Below are 25671 nucleotides of genomic sequence, written 5' to 3'. Positions count from 1 at the left end.
CCCATGATTGACCGCAGCCAGTGGTTGCAACGCATCCAGGCCGAACTGACCGACGGCTACGACGAAGAACTGGAGCTGGAAATTGAAGACCAGTTCGTGGACGAGCTGGCCCAGCCCGACGAGGCCACCCTGGCCGAGCAACGTGTGGCCCGCGCCTCGTACTTCAAGAACCTGTTCGAGCTGCAAGGCGAGCTGGTCAAGCTGCAAGACTGGGTGGTGGCCACGGGGCACAAGGTGGTCATCATCTTCGAGGGGCGCGATGCCGCGGGCAAAGGCGGCGTGATCAAACGCATCACCCAGCGCCTCAACCCCCGGGTGTGCCGCACCGTGGCACTGCCCGCACCCAACAACCGCGAACGCACGCAGTGGTACTTCCAGCGCTACGTGCCGCACCTGCCCGCGGGCGGTGAAATCGTGCTGTTCGACCGCAGCTGGTACAACCGCGCCGGGGTGGAAAAGGTCATGGGCTTTTGCACCGACGAGGAGTACGAAGAGTTCTTCCGCACGGTGCCCGAGTTCGAGAAGATGCTGGTGCGCTCGGGCATCCAGCTCATCAAGTACTGGTTCAGCATTTCGGACGAAGAGCAGCACACGCGTTTTCTGGCCCGCATCCACGACCCGCTCAAGCAGTGGAAGCTCAGCCCCATGGACCTGGAAAGCCGCCGCCGCTGGGAGCTGTACACCAAGGTGAAAGAGGTGATGCTGGAGCGCACTCACATCCCCGAGTCGCCCTGGTGGGTGGTGCAAGCCAACGACAAGAAGAAGGCCCGCCTGAACTGCATTGCCCACCTGCTGGAGCAAATGCCCTACACCGAGGTGGAGCGCACCGCCATCACCCTGCCGGAACGGGAGCGCCACGAAGACTACGTGCGCCAGGCCGTGCCGGCCGACATGATGGTGCCCGAGCGCTACTGAGCGCCCCGCACAATGGGCGGCATGACGCCCGCGCCACGCCATCGCCTGCCCCCCTCCGATGCCGCCCCCCAGGGCGACACCCCGTGGGCGGTGTTCCTCACCTTCCTGCAACTGGGGCTGACCGCCTTTGGCGGCCCGGTGGCGCACCTGGGCCATTTCCGCCAGGCCCTGGTGGTGCAACGCCGCTGGCTGGACGACCGGCAGTACGCCGACCTGGTGGCCTTGTGTCAGGCGCTGCCCGGCCCGGCCAGCAGCCAGGTGGGCATGGCCTTGGGACTGTGGCGCGCCGGGCGCTGGGGTGCACTGGCCGCCTGGGCGGGCTTCACCTTGCCCTCGGCCTTGGCGCTGATGGCCCTGGCCTGGGGCCTGGGCCGCTGGGGCCACACGCTCAATCCCGCCTGGATGCAAGGGGCACTGCACGGGCTCAAGCTGGCCGCCGCCGCGGTGGTGACCCAGGCGCTGTGGGGCATGGCCCGCAGCCTGTGCCCCGACACCCCTCGGCGCCTGTGCCTGGTCCTCACGGCCATGGTGGCCTGGGCCTGGCCCCACGCCTGGGTGCAGGTGGCGCTGATGGCCGCGGCGGGCGTGGCCTGGGTGCTGTGGGCCCCTCCCGCGCGGCCTGCCGCCCCCGTGCCCACGGCCACCCCCATGCGTTGGCCAGTGTCGCGGCGCGAAGGCCTTGGGTGGCTGGCGGCGTTGGCGGCGCTGCTGCTGGGCCTGCCACTGGCCATGGGCGTGTGGCCCGGCATGGTGCTGGCGGTGGTGGATGCCTTTGTGCGTGCCGGTGCCCTGGTGTTTGGCGGCGGCCATGTGGTGCTGCCCCTGCTGCAGGCCGAGGTGGTGCCCAACGGGTGGGTGAGCGATTCGGCCTTTATGGCCGGTTACGGCGCGGCACAGGCCGTGCCCGGGCCGCTGTTCACGTTTGCCGCCTACCTGGGCACGGCCCTGGCCCCGGTGGCCAGCGACCTGCACCAGGCCCCGCTGTGGCAAAGCGCCCTGACGGCCCTGGGTTGGGGCCTGTTGGCGCTGCTGGCGGTGTTTGCCCCGGCGTGGATGCTGCTGGCCGGAGCACTCCCATTTTGGGAGCAATGGAAGCAAACAGAAAAAGCGCTGAAGGCCATTTCAGGCATCAATGCTGCGGTGGTGGGGCTGCTGGCCGCGGCGTGGGTGAACCCGGTGCTCTCCAGCGCCCTGCTCAGCGTGGGTGATGCGGTGCTGGTGGCCGCCGGGTGGGGCCTGCTGCACCGTGGCCGCTGGCCCGCCTGGGCGGTGGTGGGGCTGGCGTGTGGCGTGGGGGCGGCGCTGGGGGGTTTGGGCAGCCTTTGAGGCGCGGCCCCGCCCGGGGGAGCCTTCAGTCGGCCAACACCTTCACCCGGGTGGCGGGGGCCCCCAGGCGCAGCGAGAGCTGGCGGCCCACCTCGCGCAAGGCCCGCACCTGCGGGCTGCCGTCCGACAAGTCCATCAAGGCTGAAGGCCCCATGGCCGCGATGGCCAGCGCCAGCCGCCCAAAGCCATCAAACACCGGCGCGGCCATGGCCGAAATGCCCTGCAGCAGCTCCTGGTTGACCCGCGTGACCCCGGTGCGGCGCACCTGCTCCAGCTCGGCGTGAAAGGCGGCGTCGGCCCAGGCCGTGGGTTCGCCCTGCGCCACCAGCGCAGCCTGCACCGGGGCCGGGTCCATGAAGGCCGCAAACACCTTGCCGGTGCCGGTGTGCCGCAGCGAGGCCGGAATGCCGTGGCGCATGCTGACGTTGACGGCCCGCGGCCCCTCCTCCACCCGCACGATGATGGGGCCGTTGCCCCCCCACACCGCCGCCGACACCGTCACGCCCAGCGTTTGCGCCAGCGCGGGCAGCTCGGCAATGGTCAGGCGAACCGGGTCCACCTGCTGCAGGCTGATCAGGCCCAGCTGCACCGCCAGTTGGCCCAGGCCGTAGTGGCCCGAGACGGGGTCTTGCTCCATCAGTCCCAGCTTGCAGAAGCTGACCATGTAGGGGTGGGCCTTGGCGGGTGTCATGTCGGCGTCGCGCGCCAGGTCCTTGAGCGCCATGCGACGCCCCGAGCGGGCCAGGGCCTTGAGCAGTTGCCCGCCCACCTCCACGCTCTGGATGCCGCGGGAGGTGCGTGCGCCATCGTCCATGCCTGGTTCGGCATCGGGCGGCATTGAAACGGTTTCTGAACGCTTGGACATGCCTCCGATTGTCGCGTCACTGGTCCCGAAACCCCATCCAAGGGTTTACACCTATCAAACGCATTTGACTAAAACGAATTTGAAACCCACAATCGCTTGACATTGATCAAACGCATTTGTTGTTTGCAAATTTTCCACCCCACACACCCATGAACGCCCCCAAGACCTTTGCCTCCGCCGCCGACCTTGACGTGAAGAAGGTGAGTTTTGACAAGCTGTCGGACCACGCCTACGCCTACACCGCCGAGGGCGACCCCAACACCGGCATCATCATTGGCGACGACGCGGTCATGGTCATCGACACCCAGGCCACGCCGGTGATGGCGCAGGACGTGATCCGCCGCATCCGCGAGGTGACGGACAAGCCCATCAAGTACGTGCTGATGAGCCACTACCACGCGGTGCGCGTGCTGGGCGCCAGCGCCTACCAGGCCGAGGGATGCGAACACATCATTGCCAGCCAGGACACCCGCGACCTGATCGTGGAGCGCGGCGAGTTCGACAAGGCCAGCGAAATCGGCCGCTTCCCCCGCCTGTTCCAGAACGTGGAGAGCGTGCCCCCCGGCCTGACCTGGCCCACCCTCACCTTCACCGGCAAGATGACCCTGTGGCTGGGCAAGCTGGAAGTGCAAATTCTGCAGCTTGGCCGTGGCCACACCAAGGGCGACACCGTGGCCTGGCTGCCGCAGGAAAAAATCCTGTTCAGCGGCGACCTGGTGGAGTTCGACGCCACCCCCTACGCGGGCGACGCCTACTTCAAGGACTGGCCGCAGACGCTGGACAACATCGCCGCCCTGAAGCCCGAAAAGCTGGTGCCCGGCCGCGGTGCCGCGCTGCAAACGCCCGAGCAGGTGCAGGCGGGCCTGGCCGGCACCCGCGCCTTCATTTCCGACCTGTACCGCAATGTGCAGGCCGGGGCCGAAGCGGGTGAAGACCTGCGCAAGGTGTACGAGCGCACCTTTGCCGCGCTGCAACCCAAGTACGGCCACTGGGTGATCTTCAACCACTGCATGCCGTTTGACGTGACCCGCGCCTACGACGAAGCCACGCAGCACCCCGACCCACGCATCTGGACCGCCGAGCGCGACGTGGCCATGTGGCAGGCGCTGGAAGGCTGATTTTTTTCACCCCGAACCCCTCAGGAGACCCAAACATGAAACTCGAACGCATTCACCACGTGGCCTACCGCTGCAAGGACGCCAAACAAACCGTGGAGTGGTACGTCAAGCACCTGAACATGGACTTCGTGCTGGCCATCGCCGAAAACCAGGTGCCCTCCACCAAGGCCCCGGACCCCTACATGCACCTGTTCCTGGACGCGGGGCAGGGCAACATCCTGGCCTTCTTCGAGCTGCCCAACTCGCCCGAAATGGGCCGTGACACCAACACCCCCGCCTGGGTGCAGCACATCGCCTTCAAGGTGGACAGCCTGAAGACGCTGGAAGACACCAAGGCCCGCCTGCAGGCCGAGGGCATTGAGGTGGTGGGCCCCACCGACCACACCATCTTCAAGAGCATCTACTTCTTCGACCCCAACGGCCACCGCCTGGAGCTGGCCGCCGACGTGGGCACGCCCGAGATGTACCAAAAGCTCGACGAGGTGAAGTGGGACATGCTGGAAGAGTGGTCCAAGACCAAAAAGGCCCCGCAGCACGCCGCTTGGATGCACGAGCGCGAGTTCAACCCCGCCACCGCCCCCAACGGCCAGGCCTGAGCCCGCCGCCCCACCGCGAAAGCCGCCCATGCTCAAGACCTACACCTACCCCCAGTTCGACTACCGCCAAAGCCCCGAACAGGCGGCAGGCGTTGTCAAGCGCCACCCGGTGGTCATCATCGGCGCGGGCCCCATCGGCATGACCCAGGCGCTGGACCTGGCCGCCCGCGGCGTGGCCAGCGTGATCCTGGACGACAACAACACCGTCAGCATCGGCTCGCGGGCGGTGTGTTACGCCAAGCGCCCACTGGAAATCTGGGACCGGCTGGGGCTGGGTGAAGGCTACGCCCAGCGTGGGGTGCAGTGGAAAGTGGGCAAGGTGTTCTTCCGCAACGACCTGGCCTACCAGTTCGACCTGCTGCCGGAAAGCGACCACAAGATGCCCGCCATGATCAACCTCCAGCAGTACCACCTGGAGGAAGAACTGGTGAAAGCCTGCGACGCCCATCCGCTGGTGGACCTGCGCTGGAAGCACAAGCTGCTGAGCCTGGAGCAAACCTCAGGCACCGGCGACGACGTGGCCACGCTGACCGTGGAAACGCCCGACGGCGTGTTCAAGCTGCAGGCCGACTGGGTGATTGCCGCCGACGGCGCCAACAGCGACACGCGGCGCATGGTGGGCGCGGACTTCACCGGCCACTTCTTCCAGGACCGTTTCCTGATTGCCGACGTGGTCATCAGCAAGACCGAGTTCCCCACCGAGCGCTGGTTCTGGTTCGACCCGCCCTTCCACCGCAACCAAAGCGTGCTGCTGCACAAGGAGTGCGACAACGTCTGGCGCATCGACTTCCAGCTGGGCTGGGACGCCGACCCCACCGAGGCCAAAAAGCCGGAAAACGTCATCCCCCGCATCCAGGCCATGCTGGGGCCGGACGTGGAGTTCGAGCTGGAATGGGTGTCGGTCTACCAATTTGCCTGCCGCCGGGTGGACAACTTCCGCCATGGGCGCGTGCTGTTCACCGGCGACGCGGCGCACCAGGTGTCGCCCTTTGGCGCCCGGGGGGCCAACACCGGCGTGCAGGACTGCGACAACCTCAGCTGGAAGCTGGCCCTCATCTTGAAAGGCGACGCCCCGCTGGCGCTGCTGGACAGCTACCACGAAGAACGAGCCTTTGCCGCGGACGACAACCTGCTGAACTCCACCCGCTCCACCGACTTCATCACCCCCAAAAGCCGGGCCTCGCTGCGCCTGCGCAACGCGGTGCTGGAGCTGGCCCGCACCGAGCCGTTCGCCCGCCCGCTGGTCAACAGCGGACGGCTGTCCACACCCACGCCGTACGTGCAGTCGTCGCTCAACACCCCTGACACGGCCACCTTCCAGGGCCTGATGGCACCGGGCACCAATTGCGCCGACGCCCCCATCCTGAAAGACGGACCCCACGGACGAGAAAGCGCATGGCTGCTCAACCAGTTGGGCCAAGGCTTCACCCTGCTGAGCTTTGGCCCCGGCGCAGAAAGCGTGAGCGTGGGCAAAGTCGCCGCCCAGGTGCTGGAGGTGGGCAAGGACATCGTGGACGCCCAAGGCATCCTGGCCCAGCGTTACGACGCCCAGCCCGGCACGGTGTACCTGATCCGCCCCGATCAGCATGTGGCCGCCCGCTGGCGCGCCTTTGACGCCGCCGCCGCCCAGACCGCGCTGAAACGCGCCCTGGCCCTGCACTGATCCGGCCCCGGAGACTTTCATGCCCCACACCTCGCCACTCATCCGAACCCCCAACATCCCCGGCCCCGACGCCTTCTACGAAGAACTGATTGCCGCCCAGCGCGACCTCACCGACGACCAGGCCGACATGCTGCTGGCCAAGCTGGTGCTCATCCTGGCCAACCACGTGGGCGACCGTGCGGTACTCTCCCAAGCCTTGGCCCTGGCCCGTCAAAACACCCTGGACACCCCCGCATGAACGCAGCCGCCACCCCCTTCACCCTCAACCACACCCACAACCCCGCCGCCCGCAGCTGGGTGGCCAGCGCCAACGTGGCGGGCACGGACTTCCCCATCCAGAACCTGCCCCTGGGCGTTTACAAGAAAAAAACGGCTCCCACGCTTTCCTTCATTGGCTGCATTGCTATTGGAAATGAAGTGCTCGATTTGGCCAACCTGGCCGCCTCGGGCCTGCTGAGCGGCCTGGCCCAGCAAGCGGCCCTGGCCGCGGGGCAAAGCAGCCTCAACGCCTTCATGGCCATGGGGCCGACGGCCTGGCAAGCCTTGCGCCACGCGGTGTTTGCGCTGCTGTCCGACCAGGCCAGCCCGCAAACCCAGGCCGTGGTGCGCCAAAGCCTGCACCCGCAAGCCGAGGTGAGCCTGGGGCTGCCGGTGCACATCGGCGACTACACCGACTTCTACACCTCCATCCACCACGCCACCAACATTGGCAAGCTGTTCCGCCCCGACAACCCGCTGATGCCCAACTACACCTGGGTGCCCATCGGCTACCACGGGCGTTCGTCCAGCATCCAGGTGTCGGGCCACCCCCTGCGCCGCCCCAACGGCCAAACCCTGCCCCCGGGGGCCACCACCCCCAGCTTCGGCCCCTGCAAGCGGCTGGACTGGGAGGTGGAGCTGGGCGTGTTCATGGGCACCGGCAACCCGCTGGGCGAGCCCATCGCCCTGGACGAGGCCGAAGACCATGTGTTTGGCATCTGCCTGCTCAACGACTGGTCGGCCCGCGACATCCAGGCCTGGGAATACCAGCCGCTGGGGCCCTTCTTGTCCAAGAACTTCGCCACCACCGTGTCGCCCTGGGTGGTGACCCTGGAGGCCCTGGCCCCCTACCGCACCGCCCTGGAGCGGCTGGACGGCAAGTGGGACGACCTGCCCTACCTGGCCAGCGACGCCAACCGCCAGCACGGCGCACTGGACATCCGGCTCGACATCGGCATTGCCAGCGAAACCATGCGCCAGCAAGGCCAAGGCGCCCATGTGCTGTGCACCACCAGCTACCGCCACGCCTACTGGACGCTGGCGCAGATGGTGGCCCACCACACCGTCAACGGCTGCAACCTGCAACCGGGCGACCTGTTGGGCACGGGCACGCTGTCGGGCCCCGAGCCCACCCAGGCCGCCGCCCTCATCGAACTGACCCAAGGCGGCAAGCTGCCCGTGAACCTGCCCGACGGCAGCCAGCGCACCTTCTTGCTCGATGGCGACGAGGTGGTCATGCGCGGTTGGTGCGAGGCCCCCGGCGCGGCCCGCATCGGGTTTGGGGAATGCCGGGCCACGCTACTGCCCGCCTTGTCACGCTGACCCCGTCGGCAGCGGTCATGCGGTTCCAACATACCAGTTAGTTCCGCATGCACGCTAGCCACAGGTGCGCCAAAACCCCACACTGCCCCCAGACGCCGTTTCAGCAGGAGGCAAAGCAAGATAGTTCACTTTTGCAGGGTCGGCGTCCCTTCAGCAGGGAAAACCCCAGCGGAGACCGGGGGCAGGACACGTAACATATTGCATATTCGCCCGCCCTGAACAACAAGGAGACAAGCCATGAACCGTTTGATCAAACACACCGCCCTGGCCGCGGGCCTGCTGTGCGCGGCCTGGTCTGCGCACGCAGAAACCATCACCCTGAAGGTCCACCATTTCCTCAATGCACAGACCATCCAGCACACCACCATGCTGAAGACCTGGTGCGACAACATCGCCAAGGACTCCAACAACCGCCTGGCCTGCCAGATCTATCCCTCCATGCAACTGGGCGGCACGCCGCCCCAGCTGTACGACCAGGCCCGTGACGGCATTGCCGACGTGGTGTGGACGCTGCCCGGCTACACGGCAGGCCGCTTCCCCAAGATGGAGGTGTTCGAGCTGCCCTTCATGATGACCAACGCCGAGGCCACCAGCCGCGCCGCCTGGGACTTCTATGAAAAGCATGCCCAGGAAGAGTACAAGGACGTCAAGATCCTGGCCATGCACGTGCACGGCCCAGGCAACATCTTCACAAGCAAGAAGCAGGTCAAGACCATGGCGGACATCAAGGGCCTGAAGCTGCGCGGCCCCACCCGCCTGACCACCAAGCTGCTGTCCAAACTCGGGGCCCAACCCGTGGGCATGCCCGTGCCTCAAGTCCCCGATGCCCTGTCCAAGGGCACCATCGACGGGGCGGTGATCCCCTACGAAGTGGGCCCCTCCATCAAGATCGACGAACTGGCCAAATTCACCGCCGAACCGGATCGCAACGACCATGCGCTGTACACCGCCCTGTTTGTGGTGCCCATGAACAAGGCCAAGTACGACTCCCTGCCCGCAGACCTGAAGGCCGTCATCGACAAGAACTCCGGTCGCGAGTTCTCGGCCTTCCTCGGCAAGACCCAGGCCGGCAACGACGTGCCCGGCAAGGAAAAGATGATCAAGGGTGGCCACACCATCACCGTGATTGAAAAAGCCGAGCTGGAAAACTGGAAGAAGGCTTCGTCCACCATCGACGACGAGTGGATCGCCGACATGAACAAGAAGGGTTTTGACGGTGCCGCCCTGTACAAGGACGCGCAGGCCCTGATCCAGAAGTACACCAAATAAGCCGCGGACACGCACGCCAGCTGGGGCAGGGGGGTTTCCTCCTTCCCCGTTTTTTTTGCCTCACCCACCAGGAGGATTCGATTTGAAAGCCCTACCCACCCTGGCCCGGCTGTGCGCCATCCTGGCGGGACTGCTGATGACGGTCATCACGCTGCTGACCTGCGGCAATTTGCTGCTGCGCAACCTCACGGACGACGCCATTCCGGGCGCGTTTGAAATGACCGCGCTGGCCACGGGCGCCGCCATCGCCTTGTTCATGCCGCTGTGCCAGGTTCGGCAGGGCAACATCATCGTGGACTTTTTCACCTCCGGTTGCAGCGACGCCACCAACGCGGTCATGGACCGCATCGGGGCGCTGGTGCTGTCCGCCATCTTTGCACTGCTGGCCTGGCGCACCGTCATTGGTGGGTTCAGCGCCTACAACGCCAACTCGGCCACCATGTTGATGGGCATCCCCGAGTGGATCGTCTACGCCGCCATGGTTCCCCCTTTCACCCTCACCGCCGTCATCGGCATCACCCAGGCCATGGTGGGTTTTGACGCTGTCAAGGAGCGCCACTGAATGTCCCCCCTTGCTTTGACCGGGCTCATTTTCGGCAGCATGCTGCTGTTCATGGCCGTGCGTTTTCCCATTGCCGTGGCCATGTTCCTGGCAGGTGCCTTCGGCTACATCTACCAAGCGGGCTGGCCCCCGTTTGCCAATTTCGTGAACGCCCAGGCGTTCGCCCGCTTCGCCAGTTACGACCTGTCGGTGATCCCTCTGTTCATCCTCATGGGCAACTTCGCCACGCACGGCGGCATCAGCCGCTCGCTGTTCGCGTTTGCCGCCAGTGTGATGGGGCGATTCAAAGGGGGCCTGGCCATGGCGTCCATCCTCGCCTGTGCCGCGTTCGGGGCCATCAGTGGCTCGTCGGTGGCGACCGCCGCCACCATCACGGGCGTGGCCTTGCCTGAAATGAAACGCCATGGCTACTCGGGCCGACTGGCCACGGGCGTGCTGGCCGCGGGAGGAACGCTGGGCATCCAGTTGCCCCCCTCGGTGGTGCTGGTGATCTACGCCATCTTGACCGAGCAGAACATTTCCAAGCTGTTCACCGCCGCGGTCATTCCAGGGCTGATCGCCATGGTGGGCTACATGGTGGCGGTGGCCATCTATGTGCGGGTGGTGCCCGGGCAGGCCCCCGAGCATGACTCGGCTCCCGAGCCCATGACGCTGCAAAAGCTGTTGGGGGTGCTGCCCATCCTGATCATCTTCACCTCGGTGTTTGGCGGCATCTACGGGGGCTTCTTCACCCCCACGGAAGGGGCCGCGGTGGGGGCCGCGTTGACGCTCATCACCGGCGTGATGAAGCGCGAAATGACCTGGCGCAAGTTCCAGGAGTGTTTCCTGGGGACCGCCACCAGCGCCGCGTTGATCTTCTTGATCTTCATGGGGGCCGACCTGATGAACGCCGCCCTGGCCATGACGCAGGTGCCCAACCAAATGGCCGCCGTGGTGGGCAGCTGGGGCTTGTCGCCCCTGATGGTGGTGGCCGGCATCCTGTTGTTCTACGTGCTGCTGGGTGCCGTGATGGACGAAATGTCCATGCTGTTGCTGACCGTGCCCATCTTCTTCCCCATGATCATGGCGCTGGACTTCGGCATGCCCAAGGACCTGACCGCCATCTGGTTCGGCATCATGGTGCTGATGACCGTGGGCTTTGGCCTGGTGGCGCCACCGGTGGGCTTGAACGTGTACATCGTCAACGGCCTGGCCCGCGACGTGCCCATGGCCGACAGCTACAAGGGCGTGATGCCCTTCCTCATCAGCGACGTGCTGCGCACGCTGCTGTTCCTGTTCTTCCCCATCGTGCCGCTGTGGCTGGTGCAGTTTGTGGGCTAGCCGGACTGCCAGGCCTCAGCAGTAGGCCAGCCGTTGGGCCTTCAGTGCATCCCGATCGATGCTGGCACGCAGCAGCGCCAGATCGGCGGCGCACACGCCCAGCCGCGCGAAATGCGCTTCCCACCCGTCCACGACACGGGCCACCTCCCGCACCAGTTCGATGGCGCGTGGCCGCTTGATGCCGAACTCGCCCAATTCCGTCAGCGCGTTGTCCAGGCTGGATTGCGCCCCGACACGGCCCACCACCAGGGCCTGATAACCCAGGTTTTGCAGGGTGGGCACCACGTCGTACGCCGGGGTGAGTTCATGGTAGCCATCGAATGCCAAGCGCAGGCTGTGGTTGCGCTCGTGGTCGTCGGTGTTGTCCATGAGGATGTTGAACACCATGCGTTTGAACAGCTCTTCGCGCTGGGCCTGTTGCCGGTCGGGGTGCCCCAGGCGCAGCAGCACGGTGGCCAGGGCGCTGTAGCTTTCGGGCAGGCGTGCGGCCCGCAACACCGTTTTGGCCGACAGGCAATGCAGACGGTACGGGCCTTGCCGGTCAAAGCGCTGGATGGTCAACGCGTGGCGGGTTTTGCCGTGGCGCGGGGGAATGGGCAGTACGCCGGTGGTGGCCACATCGATACCGGCCTGGGCTGCCAAGGTCATGGTGGCGTGCTCGACCAACGGCGTGTCCACCGCATCGTCCAGCTCGGCGAACTTGACCACGCACGGTCCCGCGTCGGTGTGCAGCAAGGCCTTGGGACGGGCACCGCCCAGGGTCACCCCGGGCTGGATCAGCCGCAGCATGTCGGCGGACACCGGGGCTTGCGCTTGCACGTCGTCCACCGCCGCACTCAGTGCGGTCAGGTCACGCAAGGCGGGGTAAGGCCCCAAGCGGCGGGGAATGTACTGCTGCGCCGAGGTGGAAATGCCCAATGCACCAAAGCGGTCGTCACCGGCAAACAGCAGCATCTCCAGGATGGACAAGCGGGCCGGGCGGTCGATGTGGCGAATGATGCGCTCACCCCAACGGTCGGGCCGGGCATCGTCAAGGGCCCCAGGCGCACTGCCGCGCTCGCCCGCCGTGAACACCTGCCCCTGCAGCAACGGCAGGTCTTCGCTGAGCGGGAAGTGCCACCACTGGGGGTCGTAGCGAAAGGTGGCGCAGTCGGCCACCAGCTCGGACAACCCCAGCTCGCCCACCAACATCGGGCTGATCGGATTGACCAAGGCCCAGACGTACAGCCGGTCTTGCGGGACGTAGGTGGCGGGGGAAATGTCGGCTTCGGTCATGAGGATGCAGCCTTGTGCCCGGCCATCAGCGCCGCCAAACCTGCCGCATTGGGATTGGCGAACTGGGTTGCCGCACCACGGGCGGCTTCCAGCGCCTGCGCCATGGAAGCATGCGGATCGTCGTTTGGCTCCGTCATTTCAGGGGCCGCGTGGACTGACTGCATGCTGGTGTGCCCTGTTTTCGCTGTCCCACTCGACTTGCGCCGTTTGACCGTCACCTGACTCACCTCGCGCTCCAGCGCCGCCCGGTCATTGGGGGGTGAAATCAAATCCGCCAGACCGTGGTCGGGTTGGATGAGCCACATGCACATGACGTACGAGGCCATGGCCACCGACGGGTCACCGCGTTCGATGCGGGCCATGGTGGGTTGAGACACCCCCAGCTTGCGAGCCCATTGCGCCTGCGTTTCGCCACGCCGCTTGCGCGCAATGGCAATGTGCCGAGCCAGTTGCTCGATCTGCTGCAGCACAGCCTGTGGGTACTCAGCAGGTGGGGTGTTTTGTTTTGGCATCCATAGATGTTAATGAAAACCACAAAAAAGCAATTCTATGAATTCAGAGGTGCTGATCCTGACGCCGTGCGAGGCAAACGGGATGCATGCCCACCAAAATTCATAGAAGCACAAAAGTGATGCAATTCAAAAACATCTATGAATTTTTTGAGCCAATCCGAACTCAGGCCCACACCCGCAAGGGGTCGCTCAGGCCAAAACGTTCGCCCAGCAGGGCTGACGCGGTGGGCACCTCGCCACTGGCCAGGCTGAGGTGGCGGTCCAGGTGGCGCTCGGACGGGGCCAGCAGCTGCTGGTAGAGCTGGCGGCACAGCGTGCGGGCCTCGTGGCCGGGCCAGTCGGCGGGCAGCAGCACGCCGGGCAGCTGCGGGTCGCGCAGCAGCAGGCGGCGGTAGTCGTGGATGAGCAGCGTGCGGATGAGGAATGCACAGTCGTCGCCCATGCTGGAGGGCACGCCACCACGGGACTGCCATTGCTGCAGGATGGCCCGGTAGGTGGCCACAAAGGCGGCGTAATCCTGGCCCAGGCGCTCCAGGTTCCAGGCGCGGCGCACCAGGTCGGCATCGTTGCCCGACACCGGCAGGCGCGGGTTGGCCGCCACCAGGGGCAGCAGCTTCAGCAGGGCATCGCCCAGCCCCTCGCCGTCCAGCGATTCAAACACCGCCTCCAGATCGGCGCTGGGGTGAACAAAGCAGTTGTCGGCCATTTCGCCAAAGCCATGCCAGAACAGGGCGCGGCGCAGGCGCTCGCGCTCGGCGGCCTCCAAGGCGCCGGTCACGGTGATGAGGCGCCAGCGCTGGTCCCAGGGTGGCGAGGCGGCGGCGTAGATCTGCCGCGACGCCTCCACAAAACGCCGCCGCCCCGAGGGGGTGAGGCGGTAGTCGGAGCGCCGACCATGGGCCACGGCCTCCAGCCAGTCGTCCTGCGTCAGGCGGAACACGCTGGTGCGCACCAGCCGGTCGTTGATGCCCAACGGGGCCAGCAGCCCGATGAGGCTGCCCAGCCAGATGCGCCCGCCGCGGGGCAGCACCCCGTCGCCAAAGGCGGTGACGATGACGGAACCCGCCTGCCCCCGCCCCTCAGCGCGAAACGCGGCCAGCCGCTGGCTGGTGGCACAGGCGGCCTGGCCCTGGGTGCGTTGCTCGGGGTTGCAGCCAGAGCAGATGGCCGGGCACAGGCCAGCGCCGGACGCGCCCTCAACGCTCGTCATAGGTCAGCACCACCTCCGGTGTGAGGGCCCGCGCCTGACAACTCAGCACAAAGCCCTTGGCCACCTCCGCGGCCTCCAGCGTGAAATTCTTGTCCATGCGCACTTCGCCCTCAAGCACCTTGCAACGGCAGGTGCAGCACACCCCGCCTTTGCACGAGTATGGCAGGTCAAGCCCTGCGTTCAGTGCGGCGTCCAGCAGGAACTCGCCGTCGCGGGCGGCCACCTCGTGCGCCTTGCCATCGAGCAGCACGCGCAGTTGCACCAGCTTGGATGCGGTGGTGGGACGGGCCTTGGCGTCCACGTCAGCCTGCACCTTGGCGGCCTGCGCGGCGCTGCTGGTGAAGCGCTCGGTGTGGATGCGCCCCTCGGGCACACCCACCTCACGCAGGGCGGCCTCGGTGGCGTCGATCATGGCCTCGGGGCCGCAAATGAACACCTCGTCCATGCTGGCCGCGGGCAGCAGGCTGGCCACCAGGGCTCGCACCTTGTCCCCGTCGATGCGGCCTTGCAGCAGGTCCACCTCCTGGGCCTGGCGCGAGAGGATGTGGACCATGGTGAAGCGGTCGGCGTAGCGGTCCTTGAGGTCTTGCAAGGCCTCGTTGAACATGACGCTGGCCATGCGCCGGTTCCCGTACACCAGGGTGAACTTGCTGTGGGGCTGTTCTTCCAGCGTGGTGGCGGCAATGCTCAGGATGGGGGTGATGCCCGAGCCCGCCGCAAACCCCACACGGTGGATCGCCCGCGCCTTGTGCACCGTGAAGCGCCCGTCGGGCGGCATGACGGCCAACACATCCCCCGGGCGCACCTGGGTGGCCGCCCAGTTGGAAAACACGCCCCCTTCCACCGGGCGGATGCCCACCTCCAACTCGCCATGGCTGGCCAGGCGGCTGCGCGGGCTGCTGATGGAGTAGCTGCGCCGCACCTCCTGGCCGCCGATCAGCGCCATGAGGGTGATGAACTGGCCCGGCTCGAAGCGAAAGGTCTCGCGCTGTTCGGGCGCAATGGCGAAGGTGAGGGCCACGGCGCCGGCGGCCTCGGGGCTCACGCGTGTGACGGGCAGATCGTGAAAGCGAAGGGCGGACATGGGGTGTCTCTCGTCGTTGGGGTCGTCAATGCGGTTTGAAGTGGTCGAATGGCTCGCGGCAGGCCAGGCAGCGGTACTGCGCCTTGCAGGCGGTGGAACCGAAGCGCGAGGTTTCCACCGTGTCCGCCGAGCCGCAGCGCGGGCACGGCACGGCGTTGGTGGGCGCGGCGGCCCCGGGCAGAAAACGCAGCACCCGCTGGGCGGGGGTTTCGTCCTCGCGGCGGGCGGCCCCGGCACACGGGGGCGCATCACGCCGGGTGGGGCCTGGCGGGGCGATGCCAAAGGCCCGCAGCTTGTCCTTGGCGGCGTCGGTGATCCAGTCGGTGGTCCAGGCGGGGGCGAGCTGGGTCACCACGGTGGCGGCTTCGCCGTGCTGGGCCAGGGTGGCCACCACGTCGTCGGCCATCTGGGTCATGGCCGGGCAACCGCTGTAGGTGGGGGTGATGACCACCTCCAACCCCTGCGGCCCCTGGCGCACCTCCCGCAGGATGCCCATCTCGCGCAGGCTGACCACGGGAATTTCCGGGTCGGCCACGGCGTCCAGCACGGTCCACACCTCGTCCAGCGTCAGCGCCTTGGCGGTGGTCATGGGCGTTACCAGGTGGCGCCCGGGTGGGCTCGGGCCAGGCTTTGCATCTCGGCCAGCAAAAAGCCCAGGTGCTCGGAATGCAGGCCCTGCTTGCCCTGGGTGATGTAGCCCTTGGCGGTGGCGGGGCGCTGCAGCGTGGCCTCGGCCAGGGCGTGGTCCACCAGCGCGTTCCAGTCGGCGGCGAGCTGGGCCCAATCCACCTGGAGGCCCGCGTCAGCCGCTTCTTTTTCGAGAGCAGACGGTGCCCAGAATTCAAGCGTGTAAGGCCACAAATGTTCCAAACTGGCTTGCATGCGTGCGTGCGAGTCGTCGGTGCCATCGCCCAGCTTGACCAGCCAGTCGCGCGAGTGGCGCAGGTGGTAGCTCGCCTCCTTGACCGACTTGGCGGCAATGGCGGCCAGGTCGGTGTCGGCACCGGTGGTGAGCTGCTGCCACAACGGCACCATCAGCGCACTGAACAGGAAGTTGCGGGTGATGGTGGTGGCGTAGTCCATGTCGCCCTGCGCGTAGCCCACCCGCGGACTGCTGTGGGGCAGCTCCAGCAAGGTGAAGTTGCGGAACTCGGGCACGTCGCGGAAGTAGGCCAGCGTGTCTTCCGTGAGTTGACCCCCGTTGAGCGCCACCGCGTTGGCCCAAGGCGCCCTGCGCCCTGCGGCTGGCTGCTCAGGTGCATCGCCCGCCCGCGTGGCGGCGCGGCTTGCCACCAGGCTGTACAGCAGGCGGGCCTGGCCGATCAGGTCCAGGCTCATGTTGGCCAGGGCCAGGTCTTCTTCGATGATGGGGCCGTGGCCGCACCATTCGGCGTTGCGCTGGCCCAGCACCACGGCGTTGTCGGCCAGGTGCAAAAGGTAGCTGGTGGGGGCCTGCACGGCGGCGGCCACGTTGGGTTCTGCCACGGCGTTCATTTACATGTGCCCCACTGCTTCAGGAATTTCGTAGAAGGTGGGGTGGCGGTAGATCTTGTCGGCCGCGGGGTCGAACAGCGCGCCCTTGTCGTCGGGGTTGCTGGCGGTGATGGCCTTGCTGGGCACCACCCAGATGCTCACGCCTTCCTGGCGGCGGGTGTAGACGTCACGTGCCATGCCCAGCGCCTGGGCGGCGTCGGCGGCGTGCAGGCTGCCGCAGTGCTTGTGCTCCAGGCCCTGCTTGCTGCGCACAAACACTTCCCACAGCGGCCATTCCTTCAGGGCCGGGGCGGGGTTGGCGGAGGTGGCGGGATGGGTTTGGGGTGCGGTGGTCATGCGGCCTCCTTCAGGTTGGGTTGCGGTTGGCGGGTCTGCTGCTTGTGGGCGTGGGCCAGGGCGGCTTCACGCACCCAGGCGCCGTCGTGGTGGGCCTTGACCCGGGTGGCCAGGCGTTCCTTGTTCATGGGGCCGTGGCCGTTGACGGTGGCCCAGAACTCGTCCCAGTCGATGGGGCCGTGGTCGTAATGGCCGCGGGCTTCGTTCCACTTCAGGTCGGGGTCGGGCAGGGTCACGCCCAGCACCTGGGCCTGGGGCACGGTGGCGTCGATGAATTTCTGGCGCAGGTCGTCGTTGGAAATGCGCTTGATGCCCCAGCGCATGCCCTGGGCGCTGTGGGCACTGTCGGCGTCGGGCGGGCCGAACATGGCCAGGCATTTCCACCAGTAGCGGTTGACGGCGTCTTGCACCATGTCGCGCTGGGCTTGGGTGCCCTTCATCAAAACCAGCAAGGCCTCGTAGCCCTGGCGCTGGTGGAAGCTTTCCTCCTTGCACACGCGGATCATGGCGCGGGCATAGGGGCCGTAGCTGCAGCGGCACAGGGGGATCTGGTTCATGATGGCCGCGCCGTCCACCAGCCAGCCGATCACGCCCACATCGGCCCAGTTGAGCGTGGGGTAGTTGAAGATGGAGCTGTACTTGGCCTTGCCGCTGTGCAGGGCGTCGAGCATCTCGCCACGGCGGGTGCCCAGGGTTTCAGCGGCGCTGTACAGGTAGAGGCCATGGCCGCCCTCGTCCTGCACCTTGGCAATCAGGATGGCTTTGCGCTTCAAGCTGGGTGCACGGCTGATCCAGTTGCCCTCGGGCAGCATGCCCACGATTTCGGAATGCGCGTGCTGGCTGATCTGGCGCACCAGCGTCTTGCGGTAGGCCTCGGGCATCCAGTCCTGCGGTTCGATGCGGCCATCGGCGTCAATGCGGGCGTCGAACGCGGCCATGCGTTCGGGCGCATCCGAGGGGGCTGGCGCACTGGTGGCCCCGGATTGGACCGCCGCGGGGGCTTGGGTGCCGCGGTCATCCGGCACGCTGAACGATTGGGTGTACATGAGGGGCTCCTGGGAACAACCAATGGAATCAAAGGGTTCGGGACCGCTCGTCCCACACGCGGCGGGCCTTGCCGGTCTGGGTGCGGGGCAGCGTGCCGAAATCGAACACCGACACCCGGGTGGAAATGCCGATGAGGGTTTTGATGTGGTGCTGGACCGCCTTGGCGATCTGCGCCACCTCGGCCTCGCTGAGCTGGCCGCTGACGGCGGGCTGCAGCTCGCAGCGCACCTCCACGTTGTCCAGCGGGCCGTCGCGGGTGAGCATGATCTGGTAGGTGCCCGACAGTTGCGGCTCGCGCAGCACCTGCTCTTCGATCTGGGTGGGGAAGACGTTGACACCGCGCACGATCAGCATGTCGTCGCTGCGCCCCACGATGCGGCCCATGCGCCGGAAGGCCCGGCTGGTGGGCGGCAGCAAGCGGGTCAGGTCGCGGGTGCGGTAGCGGATGATGGGCAGCGCCTCCTTGGTGAGGGAGGTGAACACCAGCTCGCCCTCCTCGCCATCGGCCACGGGCTCGCCGGTGTCGGGGTGGATGATTTCGGGGTAGAAGTGGTCTTCCCAGATGACCGGGCCGTCCTTGCTCTCGATGCATTCGCAGGCCACGCCCGGCCCCATCACTTCCGACAGGCCATAGATGTCCACCGCGTCCAGGCCCAGCTTGCGCTCGATCTCGGCGCGCATGCCCTCGCCCCAGGGCTCGGCGCCAAAGATGCCCACCTGGAGCGAAATGTCCTGGGGTTGGATGCCTTGGCGCTCGAACTCCTCGGCAATCACCAGCGAGTACGAGGGCGTGACCATGATGACCTCGGGCTTGAAGTCCATGATGAGCTGGACCTGCTTTTCCGTCTGCCCGCCCGACATGGGGATGACGGTGCAGCCCAGCCGCTCGGCCCCGTAGTGTGCGCCCAGGCCGCCGGTGAACAGGCCGTAGCCGTAAGCCACATGCACGATGTCGCCCTTGCGCCCACCGGCGGCGCGGATGCTGCGGGCCACCAGGTCGGCCCAGCGGTCAATGTCGCCCTGGGTGTAGCCCACCACCGTGGGCTTGCCCGTGGTGCCGGATGACGCATGCACCCGCACCACCTGCTCACGCGGCACGGCAAACAGCCCGAAGGGGTAGTGGTCGCGCAGGTCGGCTTTGGTGGTGAAGGGGAATTTGGCCAGGTCGGCCAGGGTTTTGAGGTCGGACGGGTGAACCCCTTGGTCGTCGTACTTCTTGCGGTAGTGCGGCACGTGGTCGTAGGCGTGCTGCAGGCTCCACTTCAAGCGCTGCAACTGGAGTGCGGACACTTCGTCGCGGCTGGCGGTTTCGATGGGCTCCAGGCCTTGCGGGCGCAGGCGGTTCACAGGCATGGGGGTGTCTCCTCAAAAAGGTGAGCTGCTTGCGCTTTCCATGTCAGCACTGGAGCCTGTTTTCATGCTCAAAGTGGTGGGGGCGGTGGAGGCGGTGCCAACCCGGCCAGCACCTCACCGTCGATGCGATGGCTTTTGCCGCGAAACAGCGCCACGGTGTGGCCGCCACGCACGCGAACGGTGATGTCGTACACCCCGGTTCGGCGACCCCGGGCGCGTTCCACGGCCTCGGCCTCCAGCACATCGCCTTCCCGCGCCGGGGCCAGGAAGTCGATGGCACAGGCCGACGCCACGGTGTTCTGGTTGTGGCTGTTGCAGGCGTAGGCAAAGGCGCTGTCGGCCAGGGTGAACAGGAAGCCGCCATGGCACATGCCATGCCCATTGAGCATGTCGGCACGCACCGGCATGGCCAAGGTGGCCGCCCCAGGCGCCACCTCCACGATGGCCATGCCCAGGGCCTGGCTGGCGGCATCGCGGTGCCACATGGCGTCGGCCACGTCGCGTGCCAGGGCGTGGCGCTCGTCACCTTCAGGGTGCATTGGGTCGGAATGGGCTTTCATGCTTTTTTGTCCTCTGGCGCTTTTAGAACAAGCGCAAGCAGCTATCTATTCAATAGCAACTACATTCAGCGCGTGTGGAAGTGTGCAGGGCGCTTTTCCAGGAAGGCGGTGACCCCCTCCACGTAGTCGGCGCTGCGCCCCAGTTCGTGCATCAGCAAGCCTTCAAACGCGAGGTGCTGGCTGAGGGTGTGGGCCTGCGCAACCAGCATGGCCTGGCGCGTGCGCACAATGGCGTGGGTGGGCAAGGTGGCCAGCTGCGCTGCCAGGGCCTCCACCGCCGCGGGCAGCGCGTCGTTGGGCACGCACTCCCAAATCAAGCCCCACTCGGCGGCCTTGGCCGCCGGCAACTTGTGGCCGGTCAACGCCAGGCCCATGGCCCGCGCCAGGCCCAGGCGCTGCGGCACGGCCCACGAGGCCCCGGTGTCGGGAATGAGCCCGATCTTGGCAAACGGCAGCATGAACGAGGCCGATTCCGCCGCCAGCACCATGTCACACGCCAGCGCCAGGCTGACCCCAGCCCCTGCGGCAATGCCCTGCACCTCGGCCACCGTGGGCACACGCAGCCGGGTGAGGCGTTCCACCAGCGGCGCGTAATGCCGTTCCACCACGTCCCCCAGCGACGGCGGGGGTTCCCCGGGCTTGAAGGCCACCTCCGGATCGGCCAGGTCCTGCCCGGCGCAAAAGCCTTTGCCTTGCGCCGCCAACACCAGCACCCGAACTGCGGCGCAGTCCCCCGCCCCAGCTTGCACCGCGTCCAGCACCTCCCGCAACTCGGCATGCATGTCGCCGGTGAAGGCGTTGAGCTTGTCGGGGCGGTTCAACACCACCCGAGCCACAGGACCAGAGATTGAGAGTTGAATGCAGTTCATGCCTTCTCCTGGATGGAAACCTGCTTCGAGGGGCTCAAGCCACGCCCCGCCGCAACCATATTCGATTCAATGTTTTTTTAAACATCGCATGAGTCGTGTTTCATTGAACGATGCGCTGAGCCCGCCCACAAAAGGGGCTTTCACTGCCACCTGTGAAGCAATCCCCAAGCACCGCATACACCCCGGGACGCACGCAACCTCAACTCATTGAGCGAGGCTGGGTGCCGCCCGCGGACTTCATGACACACACGCAAAAGAATGTTTTTCACATTCTGTGTCACATCTAAGCGAGCCGCCACAGCCAAATGGCAACACAGAGACGGTGTTTTCCCTAGGGAAAGGTTGTGACTGCGCCGCAACCCAATCTGCGTCAGCCCACTTCGGCAAGGGACGCTTGCAGGGCCGCCACCTGAGCCTTCAACGCCAGGTTCTCTTCGGTCAATCGCGCCACACGCCGCCGCAATGAGGCAAGGTCGTCGTCGGCATCCACCGCCTCCGCGGACTCGGCTGCGCTGTCTTTGGGCTTGCGTTTGGCATCGCGCACCCGCTTGGCGGCCTGGCGAAGTTGCTCCTTGCCGCCTGCCACGGCTTGGGCCTGCTCGTCGGGCGGGAGCGTGGCCACCGCGGCCGCGGCGTTCAACGACACCACGCCGGACTTCACCGCCTCCACCAACGCAGGCGCGGCTTGCTTGTGGATCTTTTCAATCATCACCACCTGGCTGGCGCTCAAGCGCGCCGCCTTGGCAATGTCTTCCCGGGTTTTGAGTGGCGAGGAGACCCGCGGCGCCCCATCGTCCTCCGGCGCGTCCCAGGGGGCATCACCTCCCTTTTCTGCCCCTTCGGAGCTCGGCGCGTCAACCTCGGCCCGAGCGCCCTCCTCCAGCCACTGCGCCCGCCTGCGCGCCACGATTTCCCGCTTGCGCAATGCCAACACACCACGCTGAAAGTCGGACACGCTGCGCCGCCCCAGATGCTGGTCGATCATCCAGAGGTGCACGTCCTCCAGGGTCCGGAACAAGGTGCTTTGCACGGTCTGGAATGGAAGGCCGTGCTTTTGGCAAATCCCGTAGCGGTTGTGGCCATCCACCAGAACATCGCCCCACAACACCAAGGCATCGCGGCAGCCCTCCGCCAAAATGCTGCGCTCCAACGCCTCGTGCTCGTCCGGCGTCAGGGGATCGATGTAGGCCTTGAGTTCTTCGTTGACGACGATGTTCATGGATCAGGGGCCGCCCGGGCTGAGGCCGCATGGGAAAAGGAAATTCCAAAAACAAAAAAGCCCTCCGAAGAGGGCTTTTCTGAAACAGGCAAGAACCTGTCGTATTGGTTGCGCGGGCAAGATTTGAACTTGCGACCTTTGGGTTATGAGCCCAACGAGCTACCAGGCTGCTCCACCGCGCGTCAAGACGTTAATTATAACCTGTTTTACTCGGCTTCTGCAACCGGGGCTGCAGTTTCTGCGCGATCCACCAGTTCAACCAGGGCCATGGGGGCGTTGTCACCCACGCGGAAACCCATTTTCAGGATGCGGGTGTAGCCGCCGGGACGGGCCTTGAAGCGGGGGCCCAGCTCGTTGAACAGCTTGACCACCACGTCGCGATCGCGCAGGCGATCGAACGCCAAGCGACGGTTGGCCAGGGTGGGTTCCTTGGCCAGGGTGATCATGGGCTCCACCACGCGGCGGAGTTCCTTGGCCTTGGGCAGGGTGGTCTTGATGACTTCGTGCGTCAGCAGCGAGTTCATCATGTTGCGCAGCATCGCCAGGCGGTGGGAGCTGGTGCGGTTGAGTTTGCGAAGGCCGTGACCGTGACGCATGGTGATTTCCTTTCAGTTTGATTTTGACCCCGGCCGTGTCAGGTACCGGGGCTTCGCCGTCATGCGGCGTGAGGAAGGGTTGCGTGCGCGGGGCACACAACCCACGAAAAAGCTCAGTGCTTGTCCAGGCCGACGGGCGGCCAGTTTTCCAGCTTCATGCCCAGCGTGAGACCGCGGGAAGCCAGAACTTCCTTGATCTCGTTGAGCGACTTGCGACCCAGGTTGGGGGTCTTGAGCAGCTCGTTTTCGGTGCGCTGGATCAGGTCGCCGATGTAGTAGATGTTTTCGGCCTTCAGGCAGTTGGCGGAGCGAACCGTCAACTCAAGCTCGTCCACGGGGCGCAGCAGGATGGGGTCGAACTGTTGAGAGGCGCGCTGAGCAGGTGCGTCGAATGCACTCAGCTCCACACCTTCCAACTGTGCGAACACCGCCAGTTGTTCCACCAGAATCTTGGCGGAGGCACGAACCGCTTCCTCAGGACCGATGGCACCGTTGGTTTCAATGTCCAACACCAGCTTGTCCAGGTCGGTGCGCTGTTCCACCCGGGCGCTCTCCACCGTGTAGCTCACGCGACGCACGGGAGAAAACGACGAATCCAGAACAATGCGACCAATCGAGCGCAGTTGGTCATCATGACGACGCAGGTTACCGGGCACGTAACCGCGGCCCTTTTCGACCTTGATCTGCATGTCCAACTTGGTCCCGGGAGACAGCGTGGCGATCACGTGCTCAGGGTTGACGATTTCCACGTCATGCGGCGTCTGGATGTCGGCGGCAGTCACCAGACCTTCGCCATCTTTGCGCAGGCTCAGCGTCACCTCATCGCGGTTGTGCAGCTTGAACACCACACCCTTGAGGTTGAGGAGGATGTGAACCACATCCTCTTGCACACCGTCAATCGACGAGTACTCGTGCAGAACGCCAGCGATCGTCACCTCGGTGGGGGCATGGCCGACCATGGAAGACAGCAGCACCCGACGCAGGGCGTTGCCCAGCGTGTGGCCGTAACCGCGCTCAAACGGCTCCAGCGTGACCTTGGCCCGGTTCGGACCAGCTTGTTCCACACTGATGGTCTTGGGCTTCAGCAAATTTGTAAGCATACGACTTCCCTCAATACCCTCGGCTCGTTACACCGATAAGGCCGACGAAGCAATGCCCGGGGCACTGCCCCGGGGGCGAAATTAACGAGAATACAGTTCGACGATCAACGATTCGTTGATGTCAGAGCCAAATTCGTCGCGGTCAGGCGTCTTCTTGAACGTACCTTCAGCCTTGTCGGCAGCCACTTCAACCCAAGCGGGGAAGCCAATCTGCTTGGCCAGTTCCAGTGCTTCAGCAATGCGAACCTGCTTGCGAGACTTTTCGCGCACAGCAATCACATCACCGGCCTTCACGGAGTAGGACGGGATGTTCACGGGCTGGCCATTCACCTGGATGGCTTTGTGCGACACCAACTGACGGGCTTCGGCGCGGGTGGAGGCAAAACCCATGCGGAACACCACGTTGTCCAGACGGGACTCCAGCAGCGCCAACAGGTTGGACCCGGTGTTGCCGCGACGGCGATCGGCTTCGGCGAAGTAACGGCGGAATTGGCGCTCCAGCACACCGTACATGCGCTTGACTTTCTGCTTTTCGCGCAGTTGCAAGCCGAAGTCGGAGGTACGAGCACCGGAAGTGCGACCATGCTGACCTGGCTTGCTGTCGAATTTGGCTTTGTCGCTGATGGAGCGGCGAGCGCTCTTCAACAACAGGTCGGTGCCTTCACGGCGAGAAAGTTTGGCCTTGGGGCCGAGGTAACGTGCCACGTTGATTTCCTTAAATGACTGACGCGCACCGACGGTCACCCGTTTGGCGCGCGCAAGCTACGGCGGGGACCGTAGCGGTGGGCTTGGTTGAAAACGAAACCGGCGATTATCGCCGATCTTCAGATGCGACGACGCTTCTGAGGACGGCAGCCGTTGTGGGGAACCGGGGTCACGTCGGAAATCGACACGATCCGGATGCCCAGAGCACCGAGGGCGCGAACGGAGGACTCACGACCGGGACCGGGGCCTTTGATCTCGACGTCCAGGTTCTTGATGCCTTGTTCGATGGCGGCGCGGCCAGCGACTTCCGAGGCGACCTGAGCAGCGAAAGGCGTGGACTTGCGAGAGCCCTTGAAGCCTTGACCACCGGAAGAGGCCCAGGACAACGCATTGCCTTGACGGTCGGTGATGGTGATGATGGTGTTGTTGAACGAAGCGTGAACGTGCGCAATGCCGTCAGCAATGTTCTTGCGGACCTTTTTACGAACACGTGCAGCTGCGGAGCTGGAAGGAGACTTTGCCATGACGGACTTTCAGAATCTTACTTTTTCAGTGCCAGCGCGGCCTTGCGCGGACCTTTGCGGGTGCGGGCATTCGTCTTGGTGCGCTGACCACGCAGGGGCAGACCACGACGATGACGGAAACCGCGGTAGCAACCGATGTCCATCAAACGCTTGATGTTCATCGTGGTTTCACGGCGCAGGTCACCCTCAATCGTGAACAGACCGACCTGGTCACGCACTTTTTCGAGTTCGGCGTCCGACAGATCCTTGATCTTTTTGCTGTAAGTGATGCCGCATGCATCACAAATCTGACGGGCACGTGTCCGCCCGATGCCGAAGATGGCGGTCAGGCCGATCTCAGCGTGCTTGTGGGGAGGGATGTTAATACCTGCAATACGAGCCATGATGGTCCTCTGAACTTACTCAGCCTTGGCGCTGTTTGTGACGGGGGTCCGTGCAAATCACGCGCACGACGCCCTTGCGTCGAATGATCTTACAGTTGCGGCACATTTTTTTGACCGACGCCGAAACTCTCATAGTCTTCTCCTAAAAGTCAATTCGTTTGCCTGAGTCAGGTCACAGATGTGCCCTGG

The 25671-nt window shown here is 65.4% G+C and carries 29 protein-coding genes and 1 tRNA gene; 10 read left to right on the top strand and 20 right to left on the bottom strand.

Going from position 1 to position 25671, the window contains the following annotated elements; genetic code table 11:
* Positions 1 to 3 precede the first annotated feature (3 nt).
* The gene (gene ppk2, locus ACYVB7_RS17665; RefSeq protein ID WP_460509897.1) at positions 4 to 915 is read left to right on the top strand and encodes a polyphosphate kinase 2 family protein; all 912 of its coding nucleotides are present in this window, start codon (positions 4 to 6) and stop codon (positions 913 to 915) included.
* 12 nt (positions 916 to 927) lie between these two features.
* On the top strand, positions 928 to 2241 hold the full coding sequence (gene chrA / locus ACYVB7_RS17660; RefSeq protein ID WP_460509895.1) for a chromate transporter: 1314 nt from the start codon (positions 928 to 930) through the stop codon (positions 2239 to 2241).
* Positions 2242 to 2266: 25 nt separating this feature from the next.
* Here the strand turns inward: chrA and ACYVB7_RS17655 are convergent, their stop codons facing one another.
* Positions 2267 to 3106 (bottom strand): IclR family transcriptional regulator, encoded by an 840-nt coding sequence (locus ACYVB7_RS17655; protein ID WP_460509893.1) that lies wholly within the window; start codon positions 3104 to 3106, stop codon positions 2267 to 2269.
* 149 nt (positions 3107 to 3255) lie between these two features.
* Between ACYVB7_RS17655 and ACYVB7_RS17650 the strand changes: the two genes are divergently transcribed.
* The 8 genes from ACYVB7_RS17650 (at position 3256) to ACYVB7_RS17615 (ending at position 11215) form a co-directional block, all read left to right on the top strand.
* Positions 3256 to 4224 (top strand): MBL fold metallo-hydrolase, encoded by a 969-nt coding sequence (locus ACYVB7_RS17650; RefSeq protein WP_460509891.1) that lies wholly within the window; start codon positions 3256 to 3258, stop codon positions 4222 to 4224.
* A 35-nt stretch (positions 4225 to 4259) separates the two neighbouring features.
* Positions 4260 to 4820 carry a VOC family protein gene (locus ACYVB7_RS17645; RefSeq protein WP_460509889.1) on the top strand — a complete coding sequence of 187 codons (561 nt, stop codon included), beginning with the start codon at positions 4260 to 4262 and terminating at the stop codon, positions 4818 to 4820.
* Positions 4821 to 4848: 28 nt separating this feature from the next.
* Positions 4849 to 6483, top strand: coding sequence for an FAD-dependent oxidoreductase (locus ACYVB7_RS17640; protein WP_460509887.1), 1635 nt, complete (start codon positions 4849 to 4851; stop codon positions 6481 to 6483).
* 19 nt (positions 6484 to 6502) lie between these two features.
* Positions 6503 to 6721: a DUF2783 domain-containing protein gene (locus tag ACYVB7_RS17635; RefSeq protein WP_460509885.1), complete on the top strand. Its 219-nt coding sequence runs from the start codon at positions 6503 to 6505 to the stop codon at positions 6719 to 6721.
* Complete coding sequence (gene fahA, locus ACYVB7_RS17630) at positions 6718 to 8064, top strand: fumarylacetoacetase (RefSeq protein ID WP_460509883.1); 1347 nt, start codon at positions 6718 to 6720, stop codon at positions 8062 to 8064. The genes ACYVB7_RS17635 and fahA overlap by 4 nt, the downstream gene beginning before the upstream one ends.
* A gap of 237 nt (positions 8065 to 8301) precedes the next feature.
* Positions 8302 to 9333, top strand: a complete 1032-nt coding sequence (locus tag ACYVB7_RS17625; protein ID WP_460509881.1) for a TRAP transporter substrate-binding protein — start codon at positions 8302 to 8304, stop codon at positions 9331 to 9333.
* Positions 9334 to 9415: 82 nt separating this feature from the next.
* Positions 9416 to 9895 carry a TRAP transporter small permease gene (locus ACYVB7_RS17620; RefSeq protein ID WP_460509879.1) on the top strand — a complete coding sequence of 160 codons (480 nt, stop codon included), beginning with the start codon at positions 9416 to 9418 and terminating at the stop codon, positions 9893 to 9895.
* Complete coding sequence (locus ACYVB7_RS17615) at positions 9896 to 11215, top strand: TRAP transporter large permease (protein WP_460509877.1); 1320 nt, start codon at positions 9896 to 9898, stop codon at positions 11213 to 11215.
* A gap of 15 nt (positions 11216 to 11230) precedes the next feature.
* Here the strand turns inward: ACYVB7_RS17615 and ACYVB7_RS17610 are convergent, their stop codons facing one another.
* The 19 genes from ACYVB7_RS17610 to rpmJ all read right to left on the bottom strand — a co-directional run bounded on the left by ACYVB7_RS17610 (position 11231) and on the right by rpmJ (position 25615).
* Positions 11231 to 12490, bottom strand: a complete 1260-nt coding sequence (locus tag ACYVB7_RS17610) for a type II toxin-antitoxin system HipA family toxin (protein WP_460509875.1) — start codon at positions 12488 to 12490, stop codon at positions 11231 to 11233.
* The gene (locus ACYVB7_RS17605; RefSeq protein WP_460509873.1) at positions 12487 to 13002 is read right to left on the bottom strand and encodes a helix-turn-helix transcriptional regulator; all 516 of its coding nucleotides are present in this window, start codon (positions 13000 to 13002) and stop codon (positions 12487 to 12489) included. Before ACYVB7_RS17605 ends, ACYVB7_RS17610 begins: the two co-directional genes overlap by 4 nt.
* A 163-nt stretch (positions 13003 to 13165) precedes the next feature.
* Positions 13166 to 14212, bottom strand: a complete 1047-nt coding sequence (gene paaX / locus ACYVB7_RS17600) for a PaaX family transcriptional regulator (RefSeq protein WP_460509871.1) — start codon at positions 14210 to 14212, stop codon at positions 13166 to 13168.
* The gene (locus ACYVB7_RS17595) at positions 14199 to 15296 is read right to left on the bottom strand and encodes a 1,2-phenylacetyl-CoA epoxidase subunit PaaE (protein ID WP_460509869.1); all 1098 of its coding nucleotides are present in this window, start codon (positions 15294 to 15296) and stop codon (positions 14199 to 14201) included. The genes paaX and ACYVB7_RS17595 overlap by 14 nt, the downstream gene beginning before the upstream one ends.
* Positions 15297 to 15321: 25 nt before the next feature.
* A complete protein-coding gene (gene paaD / locus ACYVB7_RS17590; protein WP_460509867.1) occupies positions 15322 to 15885 on the bottom strand; it encodes a PaaD family protein in 564 nt (187 codons plus the stop codon).
* Positions 15886 to 15890: 5 nt separating this feature from the next.
* Complete coding sequence (gene paaC, locus ACYVB7_RS17585) at positions 15891 to 16790, bottom strand: 1,2-phenylacetyl-CoA epoxidase subunit PaaC (protein ID WP_460509865.1); 900 nt, start codon at positions 16788 to 16790, stop codon at positions 15891 to 15893.
* On the bottom strand, positions 16791 to 17126 hold the full coding sequence (gene paaB / locus ACYVB7_RS17580; RefSeq protein ID WP_460509863.1) for a 1,2-phenylacetyl-CoA epoxidase subunit PaaB: 336 nt from the start codon (positions 17124 to 17126) through the stop codon (positions 16791 to 16793).
* Positions 17123 to 18172 carry a 1,2-phenylacetyl-CoA epoxidase subunit PaaA gene (paaA, locus tag ACYVB7_RS17575; protein WP_460509861.1) on the bottom strand — a complete coding sequence of 350 codons (1050 nt, stop codon included), beginning with the start codon at positions 18170 to 18172 and terminating at the stop codon, positions 17123 to 17125. Before paaA ends, paaB begins: the two co-directional genes overlap by 4 nt.
* 28 nt (positions 18173 to 18200) lie before the next feature.
* A complete protein-coding gene (gene paaK / locus ACYVB7_RS17570) occupies positions 18201 to 19526 on the bottom strand; it encodes a phenylacetate--CoA ligase (RefSeq protein ID WP_460509858.1) in 1326 nt (441 codons plus the stop codon).
* A 68-nt stretch (positions 19527 to 19594) separates the two neighbouring features.
* The gene (gene paaI / locus ACYVB7_RS17565; RefSeq protein ID WP_460509855.1) at positions 19595 to 20086 is read right to left on the bottom strand and encodes a hydroxyphenylacetyl-CoA thioesterase PaaI; all 492 of its coding nucleotides are present in this window, start codon (positions 20084 to 20086) and stop codon (positions 19595 to 19597) included.
* Positions 20087 to 20151: 65 nt separating this feature from the next.
* Complete coding sequence (locus tag ACYVB7_RS17560) at positions 20152 to 20955, bottom strand: Clp protease/crotonase-like domain-containing protein (RefSeq protein ID WP_460509853.1); 804 nt, start codon at positions 20953 to 20955, stop codon at positions 20152 to 20154.
* Positions 20956 to 21325: 370 nt separating this feature from the next.
* Positions 21326 to 22174, bottom strand: coding sequence for a ParB N-terminal domain-containing protein (locus tag ACYVB7_RS17555; RefSeq protein ID WP_460509851.1), 849 nt, complete (start codon positions 22172 to 22174; stop codon positions 21326 to 21328).
* Positions 22175 to 22279: 105 nt separating this feature from the next.
* Positions 22280 to 22356: transfer RNA gene (locus ACYVB7_RS17550), tRNA-Met, on the bottom strand.
* Positions 22357 to 22380: 24 nt separating this feature from the next.
* Entirely contained in the window at positions 22381 to 22770 is a 390-nt protein-coding gene (gene rplQ, locus ACYVB7_RS17545; RefSeq protein WP_460509849.1) for a bL17 family ribosomal protein, read from the bottom strand.
* A 113-nt stretch (positions 22771 to 22883) separates the two neighbouring features.
* Positions 22884 to 23870, bottom strand: a complete 987-nt coding sequence (locus ACYVB7_RS17540) for a DNA-directed RNA polymerase subunit alpha (RefSeq protein WP_460509847.1) — start codon at positions 23868 to 23870, stop codon at positions 22884 to 22886.
* A gap of 81 nt (positions 23871 to 23951) precedes the next feature.
* A complete protein-coding gene (gene rpsD / locus ACYVB7_RS17535; RefSeq protein WP_460509845.1) occupies positions 23952 to 24575 on the bottom strand; it encodes a 30S ribosomal protein S4 in 624 nt (207 codons plus the stop codon).
* Positions 24576 to 24694: 119 nt separating this feature from the next.
* Positions 24695 to 25099: a 30S ribosomal protein S11 gene (rpsK, locus tag ACYVB7_RS17530; protein ID WP_460509843.1), complete on the bottom strand. Its 405-nt coding sequence runs from the start codon at positions 25097 to 25099 to the stop codon at positions 24695 to 24697.
* Between the two features lie 17 nt (positions 25100 to 25116).
* Positions 25117 to 25482, bottom strand: coding sequence for a 30S ribosomal protein S13 (rpsM, locus tag ACYVB7_RS17525; protein ID WP_460509841.1), 366 nt, complete (start codon positions 25480 to 25482; stop codon positions 25117 to 25119).
* A 19-nt stretch (positions 25483 to 25501) separates the two neighbouring features.
* A complete protein-coding gene (rpmJ, locus tag ACYVB7_RS17520) occupies positions 25502 to 25615 on the bottom strand; it encodes a 50S ribosomal protein L36 (protein ID WP_013106894.1) in 114 nt (37 codons plus the stop codon).
* Positions 25616 to 25671: the final 56 nt, after the last annotated feature.

Source organism: Hydrogenophaga soli (assembly GCF_054777695.1).
The sequence above is the reverse complement of the archived record's forward strand: the minus strand, read 5'-3'. Positions and strand labels throughout refer to the sequence as shown.

Excerpts from the sequence above, each read along its gene's own strand:
- ppk2 (WP_460509897.1), top strand. The coding sequence starts at position 4 with ATGATTGACCGCAGCCAGTGGTTGCAACGCATCCAGGCCGAACTGACC.
- chrA (WP_460509895.1), top strand. The coding sequence starts at position 928 with ATGGGCGGCATGACGCCCGCGCCACGCCATCGCCTGCCCCCCTCCGAT.
- ACYVB7_RS17655 (WP_460509893.1), bottom strand. The coding sequence starts at position 3,106 with ATGTCCAAGCGTTCAGAAACCGTTTCAATGCCGCCCGATGCCGAACCA.
- ACYVB7_RS17650 (WP_460509891.1), top strand. The coding sequence starts at position 3,256 with ATGAACGCCCCCAAGACCTTTGCCTCCGCCGCCGACCTTGACGTGAAG.
- ACYVB7_RS17645 (WP_460509889.1), top strand. The coding sequence starts at position 4,260 with ATGAAACTCGAACGCATTCACCACGTGGCCTACCGCTGCAAGGACGCC.
- ACYVB7_RS17640 (WP_460509887.1), top strand. The coding sequence starts at position 4,849 with ATGCTCAAGACCTACACCTACCCCCAGTTCGACTACCGCCAAAGCCCC.
- ACYVB7_RS17635 (WP_460509885.1), top strand. The coding sequence starts at position 6,503 with ATGCCCCACACCTCGCCACTCATCCGAACCCCCAACATCCCCGGCCCC.
- fahA (WP_460509883.1), top strand. The coding sequence starts at position 6,718 with ATGAACGCAGCCGCCACCCCCTTCACCCTCAACCACACCCACAACCCC.
- ACYVB7_RS17625 (WP_460509881.1), top strand. The coding sequence starts at position 8,302 with ATGAACCGTTTGATCAAACACACCGCCCTGGCCGCGGGCCTGCTGTGC.
- ACYVB7_RS17615 (WP_460509877.1), top strand. The coding sequence starts at position 9,896 with ATGTCCCCCCTTGCTTTGACCGGGCTCATTTTCGGCAGCATGCTGCTG.
- ACYVB7_RS17610 (WP_460509875.1), bottom strand. The coding sequence starts at position 12,490 with ATGACCGAAGCCGACATTTCCCCCGCCACCTACGTCCCGCAAGACCGG.
- ACYVB7_RS17605 (WP_460509873.1), bottom strand. The coding sequence starts at position 13,002 with ATGCCAAAACAAAACACCCCACCTGCTGAGTACCCACAGGCTGTGCTG.
- paaX (WP_460509871.1), bottom strand. The coding sequence starts at position 14,212 with ATGACGAGCGTTGAGGGCGCGTCCGGCGCTGGCCTGTGCCCGGCCATC.
- ACYVB7_RS17595 (WP_460509869.1), bottom strand. The coding sequence starts at position 15,296 with ATGTCCGCCCTTCGCTTTCACGATCTGCCCGTCACACGCGTGAGCCCC.
- paaD (WP_460509867.1), bottom strand. The coding sequence starts at position 15,885 with ATGACCACCGCCAAGGCGCTGACGCTGGACGAGGTGTGGACCGTGCTG.
- paaC (WP_460509865.1), bottom strand. The coding sequence starts at position 16,790 with ATGAACGCCGTGGCAGAACCCAACGTGGCCGCCGCCGTGCAGGCCCCC.
- paaB (WP_460509863.1), bottom strand. The coding sequence starts at position 17,126 with ATGACCACCGCACCCCAAACCCATCCCGCCACCTCCGCCAACCCCGCC.
- paaA (WP_460509861.1), bottom strand. The coding sequence starts at position 18,172 with ATGTACACCCAATCGTTCAGCGTGCCGGATGACCGCGGCACCCAAGCC.
- paaK (WP_460509858.1), bottom strand. The coding sequence starts at position 19,526 with ATGCCTGTGAACCGCCTGCGCCCGCAAGGCCTGGAGCCCATCGAAACC.
- paaI (WP_460509855.1), bottom strand. The coding sequence starts at position 20,086 with ATGAAAGCCCATTCCGACCCAATGCACCCTGAAGGTGACGAGCGCCAC.
- ACYVB7_RS17560 (WP_460509853.1), bottom strand. The coding sequence starts at position 20,955 with ATGAACTGCATTCAACTCTCAATCTCTGGTCCTGTGGCTCGGGTGGTG.
- ACYVB7_RS17555 (WP_460509851.1), bottom strand. The coding sequence starts at position 22,174 with ATGAACATCGTCGTCAACGAAGAACTCAAGGCCTACATCGATCCCCTG.
- rplQ (WP_460509849.1), bottom strand. The coding sequence starts at position 22,770 with ATGCGTCACGGTCACGGCCTTCGCAAACTCAACCGCACCAGCTCCCAC.
- ACYVB7_RS17540 (WP_460509847.1), bottom strand. The coding sequence starts at position 23,870 with ATGCTTACAAATTTGCTGAAGCCCAAGACCATCAGTGTGGAACAAGCT.
- rpsK (WP_460509843.1), bottom strand. The coding sequence starts at position 25,099 with ATGGCAAAGTCTCCTTCCAGCTCCGCAGCTGCACGTGTTCGTAAAAAG.
- rpsM (WP_460509841.1), bottom strand. The coding sequence starts at position 25,482 with ATGGCTCGTATTGCAGGTATTAACATCCCTCCCCACAAGCACGCTGAG.
- rpmJ (WP_013106894.1), bottom strand. The coding sequence starts at position 25,615 with ATGAGAGTTTCGGCGTCGGTCAAAAAAATGTGCCGCAACTGTAAGATC.